This is a genomic window from Streptomyces sp. NBC_00872 (assembly GCF_045161915.1).
In the GTDB taxonomy this organism is placed as follows: Bacteria; Actinomycetota; Actinomycetes; order Streptomycetales; family Streptomycetaceae; genus Streptomyces.
The window spans coordinates 2076927-2091829 of the sequence record NZ_CP108806.1 but is presented as its reverse complement, the minus strand read 5'-3'; the positions used below and the strand labels follow the sequence as shown (position 1 = coordinate 2091829).

Annotated in this window: 7 protein-coding genes and 2 riboswitches; of the genes, 2 read left to right on the top strand and 5 right to left on the bottom strand. The window is 72.8% G+C overall.

Annotated features, from left to right (window positions below; all coding sequences use genetic code 11):
* Positions 1–112: 112 nt before the first annotated feature.
* From OG214_RS08990 to OG214_RS08970, 5 genes are all read right to left on the bottom strand, one after another.
* The gene (locus tag OG214_RS08990; RefSeq protein WP_363083026.1) at positions 113–2203 is read right to left on the bottom strand and encodes a phosphocholine-specific phospholipase C; all 2091 of its coding nucleotides are present in this window, start codon (positions 2201–2203) and stop codon (positions 113–115) included.
* Between the two features lie 140 nt (positions 2204–2343).
* A complete protein-coding gene (locus tag OG214_RS08985; protein WP_405984436.1) occupies positions 2344–5853 on the bottom strand; it encodes an SAV_2336 N-terminal domain-related protein in 3510 nt (1169 codons plus the stop codon).
* On the bottom strand, positions 5846–6775 hold the full coding sequence (locus OG214_RS08980) for an AAA family ATPase (protein ID WP_405984435.1): 930 nt from the start codon (positions 6773–6775) through the stop codon (positions 5846–5848). Before OG214_RS08980 ends, OG214_RS08985 begins: the two co-directional genes overlap by 8 nt.
* Entirely contained in the window at positions 6772–8958 is a 2187-nt protein-coding gene (locus OG214_RS08975) for a hypothetical protein (RefSeq protein ID WP_405984434.1), read from the bottom strand. Before OG214_RS08975 ends, OG214_RS08980 begins: the two co-directional genes overlap by 4 nt.
* 247 nt (positions 8959–9205) lie before the next feature.
* Positions 9206–10618 carry a hypothetical protein gene (locus tag OG214_RS08970; RefSeq protein ID WP_405984433.1) on the bottom strand — a complete coding sequence of 471 codons (1413 nt, stop codon included), beginning with the start codon at positions 10616–10618 and terminating at the stop codon, positions 9206–9208.
* A 119-nt stretch (positions 10619–10737) separates the two neighbouring features.
* A riboswitch (cobalamin riboswitch) is annotated at positions 10738–10812 on the bottom strand.
* Between the two features lie 96 nt (positions 10813–10908).
* Positions 10909–11053, top strand: a riboswitch (cobalamin riboswitch).
* Between the two features lie 113 nt (positions 11054–11166).
* Here OG214_RS08970 and OG214_RS08965 point away from each other — a divergent pair.
* Together OG214_RS08965 and OG214_RS08960 are read left to right on the top strand one after the other, a co-directional pair.
* Positions 11167–13911 (top strand): prenyltransferase/squalene oxidase repeat-containing protein, encoded by a 2745-nt coding sequence (locus OG214_RS08965; protein WP_405984432.1) that lies wholly within the window; start codon positions 11167–11169, stop codon positions 13909–13911.
* Complete coding sequence (locus tag OG214_RS08960) at positions 13908–14900, top strand: hypothetical protein (RefSeq protein WP_405984431.1); 993 nt, start codon at positions 13908–13910, stop codon at positions 14898–14900. The genes OG214_RS08965 and OG214_RS08960 overlap by 4 nt, the downstream gene beginning before the upstream one ends.
* Positions 14901–14903: the final 3 nt, after the last annotated feature.

Sequence of the window (14903 nt, the reverse complement as noted above, 5' to 3'; positions counted from 1 at the left end):
ACGGGCTGTTCCGACGGTGGGGGCCGCCCGTACCTCGTACGAGCGGCCCCTTCCGTGGCGGGTGCCGACCGGCGACAGTGCCTGCCGGTGACGGTGCCTGCCGGTTACGGTGTCAGCCGGTGATGATCGCAGGGTCGCTCACACCGGGCGCGCCGTTCTCCACATGTCCGGCCAGCCGGCGCAGGAAGCCCTTGTCCTTGTCGGACACCACCGTCAGGTCGTACCAGCGCTTGTCGCCGCGCAGTTCCACCGGGTGGACCACGTGTCCGCCCGCCGGCACCTTGACGGTCACGCTCTTCCCGCCGTACGCGTCGGTGATCGTCAGACGGCGGTCGGTCCTGGTCGCGTTCGTCAGGGTCAGCACCACCCGCGCGGTGCCGGAGTCCTTGCCCGGACCCCGGCGGGACCCGTGGGCCTCATGGCGAGCGGTCACTTCGGGGCCCGCCGCGGTGCCGGAACCCTGGAACGTACGGAGGAACCCGTTGGGCCCGAACACCGACAGGTCGTACACGCCCTCCGAATAGGCCGTGTTCCAGGTGTCGGAGAGCCGCTGCCCGGCTCCGGTGGAGTAGGTCCAGGGACCGTCGGCGCGGTTCGCGGAGGTCACGGTGAAGGACGCGCCCGCCGACGCGCCACCGCTGAAGGTGAGGGTGAAACGCCCGGTCGAGGGGGTCGAGGACCCGTCCGCGAACGGCGCGTACGGCAGCGGGCGCGCGGGCCGGGACCCCTTCTCCTGCTTGGGCAGGGCCGCGCGGTCGGGCGGGGTCGGCCGGTAGCTGGGGTGCCGCTCGTGGTCCGCCGGCTCGTACGCGTCGGTGTCCGGCAGCGAGGCGGGCCTGGTGTCCTTGAGGCCGAAGTCGAAGGCGGAGGTCAGATCGCCGCAGACGGCCCGCCGCCAGGGCGAGATATTGGGCTCGCGCACCCCGAACCGGCGCTCCATGAACCGGATGATCGAGGTGTGGTCGAAGACCTCCGAGCAGACATAGCCGCCGGTGCTCCAGGGGGAGACGACCAGCATGGGGACCCGCTGGCCCAGACCGTAGGGTCCTGCCGCGTGGCGGCTGTCGCCCGGGAAGTGGTCGAGCGAGGTGTCGACGGTGGAGGCGCCCTGCGCGGCGGAGGCCGGGGGATAGGGCGGTACGACGTGGTCGAAGTAGCCGTCGTTCTCGTCGTAGGTGATGAAGAGAGCCGTCCTGCTCCACACCTCGGGGTTGGAGGTGAGCGCGTCCAGCACCTGCGAGATGTACCAGGCGCCGTAGTTCGCGGGCCAGTTGGGGTGCTCGGAGAAGGCCTCGGGCGCGGCTATCCAGGAGATCTTCGGCAGCTTCCCGGCCTTCACATCGGCCTTGAGGATGTCGAAGAATCCGTCGCCGTTCTTCGCGTCCGTGCCCGTACGCGCCTTCTCGTACAGCGCGTCACCGGGCTTGGCGTTGCGGTAGTTGTCGAAGTAGAGGAGCGAGTTGTCGCCGTAGTTGCCGCGGTAGGCGTCGTCGATCCAGCCCCAGCCGCCGGCCGCGTCGAGCCCGTCGCCCGTGTCCTGGTAGATCTTCCAGGAGACACCCGCCTCTTCGAGCCGCTCCGGGTAGGTCGTCCAGCCGTACCCCAGCTCGTCGTTGCCGAGGACGGGGCCGCCGCCCTTGCCGTCGTTCCCGGTGTGGCCGGTCCACATGTAGTAGCGGTTGGGGTCGGTGGCCCCGATGAACGAGCAGTGGTAGGCGTCGCACACGGTGAAGGCGTCGGCGAGCGCGTAGTGGAACGGGATGTCCTCACGCTTCAGATACGCCATCGTCCCCGGGGACTTGGCCGGGATCCACTGGTCGTAGCGGCCCTGGTTCCACGCCTGGTGACCGCCCGCCCAGTCGTGGTCGAGCCCGGCGATGAACTGCATACCGAGATCCTCGGCGTCCGGGTGGTACGGCAGGACGTCCTTGGTGCCGTCCGACTGATGCCAGACCGACCGGCCGTCGACCGGGGTCACCGGGCGCGGGTCGCCGAATCCGCGGACGCCCTTGAGTGAACCGAAGTAGTGGTCGAAGGAGCGGTTCTCCTGCATCAGCACGACGATGTGGTCGACGTCCTGGATGGTGCCGGACCGCCGCCCGGCCGGGATGGAGCCGGCGCGGGCGATGCTCTCGGAGAGCGCGGAGAAGCCCGCGGTCGCGCCGGCGATCTGGAGGAACCGTCGCCGATTGAGTTCGGGCATGAGCGTGGGGACCTGTCTCTTCGGGGGTGTGGGGAGCGAAGCGGAAGGAGGCATTTCAAGGTCACCCACCGAGGGGGAATGACCGGTATCGCCCACTCGACGCCGATCGGTACACGACACGAACAGCGGACCCCGGGAGATCAGCCGCCGGCCGGGCCGGGCAGGGGGTACTCGAACCAGACCGTCTTGCCGTCACCGGCGGGGGTGGCACCCCAGCGCCGGGCGAGGGCGTCCACGATGTGCAGCCCGCTGCGGAAGGGAGCGGGGGGATGGGAAAGGCCGAGCCGGGGCATGGTCCGGGAGCCGTCCACGACCTCGCAGCGCAGTACGTTCGTACGGATCAGCCGCAGCTCGACAGGACCGTCCGTGTGTACGACGGCATTGGCCACGATCTCGTGCACCATCAGCACGACCGGGTCGGTCAGTTCGTCCAGTCGCCAGTGGGTCAGCCTCTGCCGGGTCAGTTCTCTGGCCCTTCGCAGGGACTGAGGCTCCCGCGTCACGGGCCAGGAGACCACATGGCGCGGCCCGGTGCCCTCGAAGCGGGCGGCGAGCAGCGCTATGTCGTCGAACCGTACGCCCGGTCCCGCCAGCTCCAGGACCTCGTCGCACAGCGGCTCCAGCGGCGGTCCGAGCCACGATCCTTCCCGCAGACCGATCTCGGAGAGCCGTGCGCGCAGTTCGTCGGTCCCCGCCCCGGCGTCACGCTCACGGGTGGCGACCAGCCCGTCGGTGTAGAGCAGGAGCGTGGTGCCGGACGGGGCCTCGAACTCCGCCGTCTCGAACTCCACCCCGCCGACGCCGACCGGTGCGCCCGTCGGTATGTCGAGCAGGTCGGACCGGCCGCCCGGATGCAGGAGCAGAGGAGGAAGATGGCCCGCGTTGGCGACCGCGATCCGGTGCGAGGCGGGGTCGTACACCACATACAGACAGGTGGCCATCCTGCCGTCCCCGATCCGCTGGACCTGCTCGTCGAGCCGGCTCAGTACCTCGTCCGGCGGCAGACCCAGCCCGGCGAAGGTCCGCACCATCGCGAGCAACTGACCTGTGATCGCCGCTGATGCGAGGTGACGGCCCATCACATCGCCGACGGTCAGCGCGATCCTGCCTCCGGGCAGCGGGAACGCGTCGTACCAGTCGCCCCCGAACCACTTGGTGTCGGTGGCCGGGAGATAGCGGCTCGCGAGCTGGACACCGGGGTGCCGGGGCAGTCGCTCCGGCAGCATCGCGCGCTGAAGGTCCTCGGCGATCCGCGCCTCGCGTTCGCGTCGGTACAGCAGCGACTTGTCGATCCCCAGCGCGGTGTGGGTCGCCAACTGGGCGGCGAGCAGAAGATCGTTGGGCTCGAACGCGGGACGGTCCGGGCCGCGCAGGAAGACCGCCGAGCCGATCACCCGCCGTCTGCCGCGCAGGGGCGCGAGGATCGCGCGACGGCCGTGCGGTACGGACCGCTCGTCGCCGAGCAGATCGAGCAGCGCGGCACGGGACTGTGCCGAGTCGCCGAAGACGGGCCGTACCCCGCGCAGCACCTCCGCGAGCGCGTCGCCCGGCAGGACCGTCTCCACCGCAGGCACGGCGGACGGCCCCCCTCCGCCGGGACTTCCGCTCCGGTCCCGCCGCGCGTGCGCCTCGGGGGCCGGGAACCGCACCCGGAACCGCGAGGGCTTGACGGGCTTGCTGTCGCCGACCGGCAGGGGGTCGCGGATATGGACCAGGATCGTGTCGCAGAACGCCGGCACGCTCGATCTGCGCAGACCGTTCACGATCTCGTCGATGTCGATACCACGGGCGATCCGGCGGGTCGCCGAGCCGATGAACGCGGTCGCGCTCGTCCCCGACGACTCCTCGGGGACGAGCCCCAGCGCGCTCAGCACATCGAGTGTGGCCCGCCCGAAGGGACGCAGTTCGGACGGGAGCAGATCGATCGCGTTGGGATCGTGGGCGACGGACGGGAACGCCGGCCGGGAATCCGTGTGCGCGGTCACATGATCGCTCAGGACCCCGTACACCCGCCATGCCTCGTGCTCCGGCAGCAGTGTCTTGAGCTCCTCCTGCACGCCGTCGTGGAAGCCGAGCGTGAACTCCCCGTTCTCCTCGGCCCGCAGCCACACCAGATCGCTGGTGACCAGCTCCGCGACATCGGAGACCGAGGCCTCCGGGACGAGCTTGTGCCGCAGGAGCTGGAGCAGGGGCAGACCGATACGGCCGATGGGGGCGCAGAGTACGGCGAGCCGTTCCGCCTCGGGAGAGGCCGTACGGACAAAGGCCCTGGCCAGCCTGTGCCCCGGCACACCGTCCCGGGACACATCGCCCCGGGACACACTGTCCCCGGGCACACCGTCCGGGGGCACATCGCCCCGGGGCACACCGTCCCAGGGGACAGCGGCTTCTTCCTCCCCCGCGGCACCGTCCCGCGAGCGGCCCCCGGCACCATGCTCCAGCCGTCCGGACGCGGGGATCAGCACCGCGTCGCAGCCGTCCGGGTCACCGCGCATCTGCGCCCGCGCCCAACGGCCCAGTGAGTACGGGCTGAACGTCAGGACCGGGACGGGCAGCCACGAGGTGTCACCGCCGGTCACCTCGTCCAGCAGGAGTGAACGGGCGTAGCGGAGCGTGGTGCTGTCGCCGCCCGGGACGGTCTGACCGGCCGTCACCCCGGGCAGATCCAGCCCCGTACGGCGCCGGCGCCCGGGAGGCAGCGGATCGAGCAGCGCGACCGCTGTCGACTGCGCCCAGCCGCGCAGAAGCCGCCAGACCTCCGGCCGGTGCCAGCCGGGCGCCGAACAGTCGGAGAGGACCAGCACCAGCCGTCTGCCCTGCGGCGACAGCGCGTGGTCCGGTCCCGCCACCGCACCCTGGTGATCGTGGAGCACGGGGCCCGCCGCGTCGAAGGTCAGCCCCCAGGTGCGCAGCAGACGGAACGCGCCGAGATGGCCGAGCACGCGCTCGAACTCCATGACCGTCTCCCGCCACACCTGCATGGACAGGGACCGGTCCACGATCAGCAGCAGATCGAACCACCGCTCGGGGGCGGCGCCGAACGCCGGGATCAGCTCGCCGCTGCGCGCGTAGCCGTCGATGGTCTCCTCGATGTCCAGCTCCGTACGGAGCCCGGCCGTCCACGGTCGCTTGAAGGCACGGAGCGCCCGGGAGAGTTCCAGCCTCCGGGGCAGCGCACGCCCCCGCTCCACCGGCACGGGACTGCCGGGCAGATCGGCGCCGCCGCCGGGCAGCCGTTCGTGCAGGGGCAGCGCGCCGCCCGTCTCGCTCGCGCCCTGGTCGGCCGCCCGGTCGGCCGCGTCGGCGGGCCGCTCCGCCGCGGGCGGCCGGTCCTGGCCGGCTTCCGGGGGCGTGCTGTGCGGCGAAGGGGCGGGCCGCGGCAGGGTGGCCGCGAGCCAGAGGGCCTCGGCCAGCGCGGTGGCGTCCAGCTCGGCCGCCGTCGAGCGGAGTCCGGAGAACACGCGGGAGAGGCCGTCGGACGGGCCGTCGGACGGCTCGTACGGCGCGTCGTACGAGCCGTACGGTGCGTGGGTCGAGCCGTACGGTGCGTCGGTCGAGCCGTACGGTGCGTCGGTTGTCGAGCCGTACGGCGTGTCGTACGCCGCTTCGTCCGGTCCCCGGTCGTCCGGCGGGCGCCGGTCGTCAGGCACGCGACAGCTCGCGCAGCAGCAGCTCCACCAACTGCCGGCGATGGCCCTCGTCCGGTGCCGAGCCGCCCGACATCACATGGACCGCGTTGAGCAACTGGTCGACGGCCAGGGTCTCCCCGCCCTCGACACGCGCCACGAAGTCCGTGATCAGATCGCTCAGCGGGCTCCCGTCCTCGATGTCCAGCCGAAGATGCGCCATCACCATCCGGCGCAGCAGCGGAATCGTCGGCTGCGGCATGGTGTACCGGATGCAGCGGCGCAGAAAGGCCGCCGGGAAGTCGCGCTCGCCGTTGCTCGTCATCACGATGAAGGGGAACTGCGTACAGCGCACCCGTCCCCGCTCGACCGCGTGCCGCTCGTCGCCGCCCCACTGCCGTACGTCCACGACGTCGTCCTTGTACCGGGCGAGTTCGGGGATCTCGTACTCACCGCGCTCCAGTACGTCGAGCAGATCGCTCGGCAGATCCAGATCGCTCTTGTCGACCTCGTCGATCAGCAGGGCCCGTGGCCGGCCGGACGGCAGCAGCGCGGTGCCCAGCGGCCCCAGTTGCAGGAACGGCGCGATGTCGTCGACCCCGTCGGAGCCGCCCAGCCGCTGGGCATGGATACGCCCCAGCGCGTCGTACCGGTAGAGCGCGTCGGTCAGTGTGCTGCGCGAGGTGATGTGCCAGCGCAGCGCGTCGCCCAGCTTCAACTCGTTCGCCACCTGCTCGACCACGGTCGACTTGCCCGATCCGGCGGGGCCGGTCAGCAGCAGCGGGCGGCGCAGATGCAGGGCCGCGTTCACGGCCTCCACGAGACCGGGCGGCGGCTGGAACTCCTTGCCCATCGCGCGCCGGGGGAAGGTGCGCCAGGGCGGCGGATCGGCGATTTCGACATCACGAGGAATCCCGTCCCCGGTGTAGTACGGACTCCAGGTCATGAGAAGCTCCCGTGGGTCGGGTCGGGGCCGCCTTCGAGCCAGGCGCAGAAGTCGAGCCATTCCAGGTCGTGCCAGACGGTTCTCAGATCGGCGAGCCGGCCGCTCTCCGGATCGGCCGGTACGGAGCCGAGACCGCCGCCGGAACCGGCGCCGGAACCGGCATCGAGGTCGTCGCCGGGGCCGTCCTCGGGGCCGCGCGGGCCAGGGCCGTCACGCCAGCGGCGCCGGTAGGCCTCGGCCAGCTCCGCCGGCAGCCTGTCCCAGAACGTGTCCACCACGGTCCGTTCCGCCGCGGTGAACTCGCCGTCGCCGTCCGGCCACACGACGATCGGCGCGTACGCGAGCAACAGCTCCATGACCTGTTCGAGCTGGGCGGGGCGGTGGCCCAGGGCGAGCGCGCGGGTGTACGCGCCCGAGCGCAGCCGGTCGCCCAGCTCCTGCGGCCGGCCCGTCTCCCGCTCGCTCAGCCAGTCGACGGGCGCGGTCTTCGCCGCGCGCGAGGCCATCCGTTCGAGGCCGGAGCGGGCGTGGTCGTTGATCCACCACAGATGCGCGGGCGGGTTCAGCCGGTGGCTCCACCGCAGCACCACATCGTGGTGGACCCCCAGCCGTACCCCGAAGTCCGTCTCCTCGGGCTTCCAGCGCGTCAACAGCCCGGCCGGTACGGCGATGTCCACCTGGCGCAGGGGCGAACCCCGCAGCCGCGCGTGGCGTCGCGCCCAGCCGATGGCCTCCCCGAGTCCGGCCTCCACCGCGTTCTGGGCGGGGACACAGGGGAGTTCCGTACGCTCGCACACCTGCCCGCCGTCCAGCAGCCACAGCCCGAGGGACTCGGGCCAGCCGTCGGCCACGGTCGCGTGCAGACCGATGACCAGCCGCATCCGCCGGGCCGCCACGCCCCTGCCCAGTTCCTCGCGGGCGTCGTTCAGCTCGATGCGGGCACCGGTCGACTCCGCCCAGGCGACGGCCTCGGGGGCGGTGAGATCGAGCGAGGCGTCGAGCGCGAGCGCGGCGACGAAGCGGGCGAGCGGCGCGGTACGGCTGCCGCCCACGCGAGGCACGCGCAGGATCAGCGACTCCAGCAGATCACGCAGCAGTTCGGTGCCCGAGGACTCGGGGAGCCGCCGGCGGGTGTCGGCGGGCAGCGGGGGCAGCGCCCTTCGGAGCCGCTCCGTGGTCAGCGCGCCGCCCATCCACGAGGTGAGGAAGGAGTGGGTGACGAGACAGATCCGCAGACCGTCCACCACCTGAAGGGCCCGGACGAGCGGTGGCCGGGGTCCGGCCCCGGCCGCCCCTTGCCCGCCCCGCTCCTCCTGGTCCTTCCTGATCCGGTCCCGGACGCGGTCCCGGAGTTCGCCGACGGCCGGCAGGGTCCACTCGGCGGGCCACGCGCCGTCCAGTCCGGCCGCGTCCAGCGCCCCGCGCAGCTCCTCGGCGCCGACCGGGCCCGGACCCTCCGTATCGCGGTGGCAGGCGTTGCGCGCCAGCCAGAGCGGTTCGGCCGCGAAGTGATCGCCGTCGTGCTCCAGGGAGACGACGTCCTGACCGGTGACGGTCCGCCGCAGGGCCTCCCTGGCCGCGGAGATCCCGACGAAGGCGCCCTCGCCCGGCAGTCCCCGTCTGAGCAACTCGTCGAGACGGCGGCTGAACGCGAGGTCGTACGCCTCCTGGCCGGTTTGGGACGACATCAGCAGGGAGAGCCGGGTGCGCCCGCCCCGCACCCCCGACCCCAGCGCCTTCAGATCGGGCACCGCCCCGGCGGCATGGCAGGTGTCGACGATCCCGATGACCCCGTCGACACCCGGCTCCTCGACGGCCTGGACCAGCAGTTCGCTCACATTCACGGCGGTGCTCAGGGTGTCCGGCCGCGAGTCCCCGGCCATCAGATAGAGCGTCGGCTGCGAGCCCGGGGTGATCCCGTGTCCGAGGAACGCCAGCACCAGCGTGGCACCCGTCTCACCGGCCCGGCCGATGGCCGCGCGGACGGCGGCCTCGATACGGGCCTGGGTCAGCCCGGGACCGTAGAGCAGCGGCAGCGGGGTGCCGGGGGACGCCTCGCAACCGCCGAGTCCGCCCGCCATGAGCGTGGCGGACAGCTCCCGCGCGGCGTTCTCCAGCTCGGTGAGCGTTCCCATGGCGCTGTTCTGCGGGGCCACGACCAGGAGCAGTCTGGGACCCGTCATACGTCCACGGACCTCCCGCCCACTCCACCCGAACACACCTCGCGCGGCACGGCGAGACCGAACGCCCGCGCCGGGGAGCCGAGTTGCCCCGGTGCGCCGCGAGTCCGTCGAGACTAACAAGCCGTTCGGACAGCCCGGTCCATATCGCCGGCTCCGAGGTCTCGGGTTCTTCCTTGCTCGCGGTGTTCCGGTGCGGGTCCGGGCCGTGTCGCCGTGAGGCGTGGACCCGCACCGGAAGGGAGTGGGGTCAGACGCCCCAGCGCAGGGCGATGGTGTCGCCCACGTCGATCACCTTGTTACGGGCGGCGCCCGCGAAGGCGGTGCCGTCGACGCTGACCTTCCAGGTCGAAGTCCCGCTGTTGGCCTTGCCGTTGACCGCGGTGACGGTGCCGGTGCCGGATGAGGGGGTGACACTTGTCACGCAGCCCGCCGGGGTAGCCGCGGTCGTGGCGGCCGTCAGGACGTCGCCGAGGGTGGTCGTCGTGCCCGTGGGGGTGAAGGCCACGGAGCAGACCTTGAGGCCGCCCGCGCCGTCGTCGACCGTCACGGCCAGTGTGGTCGCCGTACCCGCGGTGAAGGTGCTCTGGGCGGCCCACCGCGGGGCACCGGCGGTGACGGGGACCGGCGGGGCGGTGGTGAAGCCGCCGCCCGCCACCGCGCGCAGTCCGTCGATGGACGCGTAGGCGGAGGGCGAGGTGTCGCCGGGGAGGTATCTGAAGCCGCCGCCGGGGTTGAACTGCTGGGCGATCAGGAAGTCGACCGGGGTCTTGCCCATGGAGGTGAGGAAGTCGCCGGTCTGTGGGTTGACGCCGCAGGCGTTGAGCCCGGAGACGGCCCAGCCGTTGGAGTCGGTGTTGGCGCCGAACATGGCGTTGAAGGCGCCGGAGTTGCTGACGAGTTTGCTCTTGAGGAAGGCCTTGGCCTGGCTGATGTCCGTATCGGTGTTCGGCACGCCGGAGGCGCAGAGGGCGGCCATGGAGGCGCCGGTCATGTCGATGTCGCTCGCGGCGGCGAGCTGGGCCGGGTTGCCCTCGGCCTTGCTGTAGTTCCAGCCGCCGTCGTTGTGCTGGTTGGCGCGGATCCGCGTGATCATCGCGTCCAGCAGAGCCTGCGGCACCCGCTGTCCGCCCGCCTGGGTTCTGGCGCCGCCGAGGGCGAGCGCGGCGAAGACCGTGCCGTTGTAGTTGGCGGACGGCCCGAAGTAACCGGTCTCCGCGGTCTGCCAGTAGGAGTAGATGTCCGCGATGAGATTGCGGGAGGCGGACACGCGCGCGGGATCGACGCCTGCCGCGTACGCGTTGAGCGTGCCGCGTTCGTAGTCGGTGACCACGGGCGAGGCGGACGGCCACCCGGCGGTGGCCAGGAGGTTCCGGTAGACGGTGCGGGCGTTCTTGGTGGCGTCGCCGCCCGGCGTGACGTCCACGGCGGCCGTGCCGGCCGCGGCGAAGGCGCTGAACACCCACTCGTTGGACAGACCGGCGCCCGCGTACGAACCGTCCGCGGCCTGGAGGGATTCGAGGTAGGCGACACCGTTGGTCTTCGAGGTGGCGATCTGCGCCGGGGTGGAGGTCGCGGCCGCGGGCGGCACCGTCAGGGCGAGAGCCCCCAGCGCCGCGGGGACGGCGAGCGCGACGCGGCGGGACGTGAGAGAACGGGACATGGCCTGCTCCTGGGATGAGGGACGCCGGCCTGGCACACCGTTCTCGCGGCGCAACGCCGGAGACGGGCGGGGCCGCCGTCCGGACGCGTGGTACGGCTTCCTGTGTCTCGCCGCCATATGGGCATTCGGGCTCGGGACAGCCCCCGCCGTCCCATACCGCTGCGCGTCAGCCCCGGATTCCCACCGGGTTCCCCCACATGGCAGCCCCGGACGCTACCCGAGGGATCACCGGCCCGCCAGACGCCCCGGCCGCCGCCCGCCGCAGGGGGAACGGACGCGGTCCAGGCCGCCTTGACGCTGTCTTCACAGGCGTGTTCCAATCCGGCTGATAAGCGAGCAGCTCCAGGGGAAGCCGGTCGGAATCCGGCGCTGACCCGCAACCGTAGGCCCGACGCAGCACGGGCGAGCCGGACTGCCTGGAGCGCTGGATCAGCGAGAAACGCCGTCGCGGACTACGGCGTGGTTCGATCGGCCTCCCCATGACATGAGCCGTGTGACGGGGGTCTTTTCACCACGCGCGAGCCGCCCGGACAACACGAGGGGCCGTGGTGGGGACCGCACAGGGAGCAGACCGGCGCGACGCCGGGCGGAGACGACCGGTGTCGCTGATATCGGCGGCCCTTCTCGCCTTCGGTGCCGCCATGGCGTTCGTCACGGGAACGCCCCTCGCGGCGGCCGACCCCGTCGGGGACTGCACGGCCACCAGGGGCGCGGTGGTCGCCGTCGACTTCGGGCCCTTCGGCGGCACGGTCGAGCGGGGCTGCGACACCACCCCCACCACCGGCTACGAGCTTCTGCACGAGGGCGGGTTCACCACGGAGGGCACCGAGCACGACGGCCCCGCCTTCATCTGCCGTATCGGTTCCGGATCCTTCAACTCCGGTACGCGGTACCCGACTCCCGACAAGGACGACTGTGTACTGACGCCGCAGGCCACCGCCTACTGGTCGTACTGGATCGCCTCGCCCGGACAGGACGAGTGGTCCTACAGCCCGCTCGGCGCCATGGACCGCGAGCCCGAGGCGGGCGATGTCGACGCGTGGGTGTTCGGCGGCACGGATGTCGGCGGCACCACCGGCAGACCCAGCTTCACGCCGGATGAGGTACGCGCCGGTGGCGGCGGCCCGTCCGAGCCCAGCGGCCCCCCGACCCTTCCCGCGGGTGAGGTGGACATTCCCGCCGCCGCCCGGTGGCTGACGGGCCGGCTCACGGACGGCGAGCGGGTCGTCGACGAGGGCGCCGACAGTCCGAACCACCTCCTGACGACCGAGGCCGCCTACGCCCTCGCGGCGTCCGGCGGCGGGAGCGGCCGTCTCGACAAGGTCACGGCGTTCCTCACGGCCAGTACCGACGCCTACGCCTATCCCGGCGGCGAGGACGCCCCGCCCGACGCGACCGCCGCCGCCCGGCTGGCCCTGCTCGCCGAGATCACCGGAGGCGACCCGCGTGCCTTCGCGGGCCATGACCTGCTCGGCGATCTGGTGGAGAACGTCTGCGCGGCCGGTCCCGAGTCCGGCGGTCCGGCGCCCGGCTGCACGGCGAAGGGCGACTTCCCCGGTGCCTCGTACGCCGACGGGCAGGCGCTCGCCGTGCTGGCCGTGGTGCGCGGCGGTCTTCGTCCCCCGGCCGGGACCGTGGAGCGGCTGACCCAGCTCCAGTGCCAGGACGGCGGTATCACCAGCATCCTGATCCGTCCGGGTGAGTACTGCGACGGCGATCCCGCGACCACCGGGCTCGTCGCCCTTGTCCTGGACAAGGCGGGCGGCCGGGCCGACGCCGTCGGCAGGGCCCGCGCGTATCTCAGGAAGGCCCAGCGCCAGGACGGCGGCTTCCCCGGCTACACCGGCTCCGCCACCGGCAGTGTGACCGCCACCGCCTACGCGGCCCAGGCGCTGCGCGCCCTCGGTGACACGGACCGGGCGGACGCCGCCGTCTCCTGGCTGTCCGCACGGCAACTCCCGGACGGCGGCTTCGGATTCGAGGAAGGGGCCTCGGACGCGGCCCTCTATCCGACCGCCCCCGCCGTACTCGCCGGCGTGGACACCAGCCTGGTGACCCTGACCACGGAGCGGCCCGAACCCACCCGGCCGCCGACCACCCCGCCGACGGCTCCCCCCACCACCCCGCCCGGCGCGGGCCCGGACCTGAAGAAGGGCGTCGCGTACCTGACCGGCCCGGACCGTCTCAAGCAGGGGCGGTACTACACGGCAGGCGGCGGCCGGGCGGACTTCGGTCTCACCATCGACGGCGCCTTCGCGCTGGCCGCGACCGGCCACGACAACAACGCCCTGCGCGGCATCGTCGACTTCCTCGACAAGCGCGGCGAGGACCCCGAGGGCCGTACGGTCCACGACTGGACGGGCGTCGGCACCGAGTACGCCGCGGGCGGATCGATCGGCAAGACCGCACTCCTCGCCGAGAGCGTCGGCCGGGACCCCCGGGACTTCGGCGGCCGGGACCTGATCGCCGCTCTCGGCACGGCGGTGTGCCGGACACCGTCCCGTAGCTGCCCGGCCGAGGGCGCCTACACCTACGCCCCGTCCGTCTTCGCCCAGTCCCTGGGCGTGCTGGCCCAGTTGCGGGCCGGGGAGAAGGAGGCGGCGCGGGCGCCCGTCGCGTATCTGGAGAGCCTTCAGCACCCCTCCGGCGCCTGGCCCAGCCTGATCCCGGCGACGGGTGACTCGGATGTCGACTCCACCGCCATGGCCGCGATGACCCTGGATCTGGTGGAGGACGAGAGGGCCCGGACCGCGGTGGACAAGGCTCTCGCCTGGATCGCGGCCGAGCAACTGCCGGACGGCGGCTTCCCGGGCGCGGCCGGCGACTCGGTGAACTCCGCGGCTCTGGCGGTCCAGGGACTCTCCCTGGACACATCCAAGTACAGCGCGCGGATCGCCAGGGCCCGTGCGTTCCTCGCCTCCCAGCAGAACGGCGACGGCGGCTTCAATGTCGCGAAGGAAGGCCAGCGCGGCTCCGACGTACGGGCCTCCACGCAGGCCGTCGGGGGTGCCACCGGAATCTCCTTCGGGGTGCTCGCCCGCAGCCTGACCGGCACCGTCCCGCAGCCCACCCCCGCCCCGTCCTCCTCCGCTCCGGTGATCGTCACCCCGGGCGACACCATCGGGGGAGCCGGCGGTACGGGCGGTACGGGCGGCTCCGGCGGCGGTTACCTGGCGTCGACCGGTGTCCAGGCCGGGGCGCTCGCGGCGGCCGCCGCCGCGCTGACCCTGGCAGGCTGGGGCACGGTCGCCCTCGCCCGCAGGCGCCGCGCGGCGATGGGGGGAGCACGGTGAGAATCCGTCTCCCGCGCGCCTGCGCCCGCGTCGTCACGGCCCTCGTACTGACGGCGGGCACGACGGCGGGCGCGCTCGCCGCGGCCACCGGCACGGCCGCCGCCGCGCCGCAGCCGATCGGCAGGTGCACCACGACGTCCGGCGTCGTCCTCGCCGTCGACTTCGGCCACTGGGGCGGCCCGGTCCACCGCTCCTGCGGCACCACACCCACGACCGGTTACGAGCTGCTCAACCAGGGCGGCTGGCGCACCACGGGAACGGGGCACGACGGCCCGGCGTTCATCTGCCGGATCGGCTACAGCGGCCACCAGGGCGGCAAGCAGTACCCCACCTCGGGGCAGGAGGACTGCGTCCTCACCCCGCCCGCTTCCGCGTACTGGTCGTACTGGCACGCCGACCCGGGTGCCGACACCTGGGAGTACAGCCGGCTCGGCGCCATGAGCTACAAGCCGAAGCCGGGCAGTGTCGATCTGTGGATCTTCGGCGGTACGGACATAGAGGGCACCGAGGGCCGCCCGACGCTCACCCCCGACCAGCTCCGCGCCCGCAACACCGAGCCGGTCGGGTCCGGTTCGCAGGACAAGCCCGCCCCCCGGCCCAGCGGCACCGTGGGAGGGGAGGCGGGGAAACCACCCGCGCCCGCGCCCACGCCCGCGCCTTCGGCGAAGGTGCCCGCCCCCGGCACGCCCGCCCCGTCCGCCGTCGTGCCGTCCCCGTCCACCAGCGCGCCCGTGTCCGCCGCGCCGTCCCCGTCGTCCACCACCGCCCCGCCGGCCCCGCCGCCCCCGTCGTCAGCGCCGACCGTACCTTCCGGGGACGGGCGCGGGGACGGGGACGGGGACGGGAGAAGAGTGGTCGACGCCGCCCCGGCGGCCGAGGCCGCCCACGATTCCGGATCGGCGCTGCCCGCCACCGTCACGGCCGGTCTGCTCCTGGTCATCGCGGGCGCGGCCGTCTTCGCGGCCAACCGCCGACGCCGCGCGGAGTAGTAC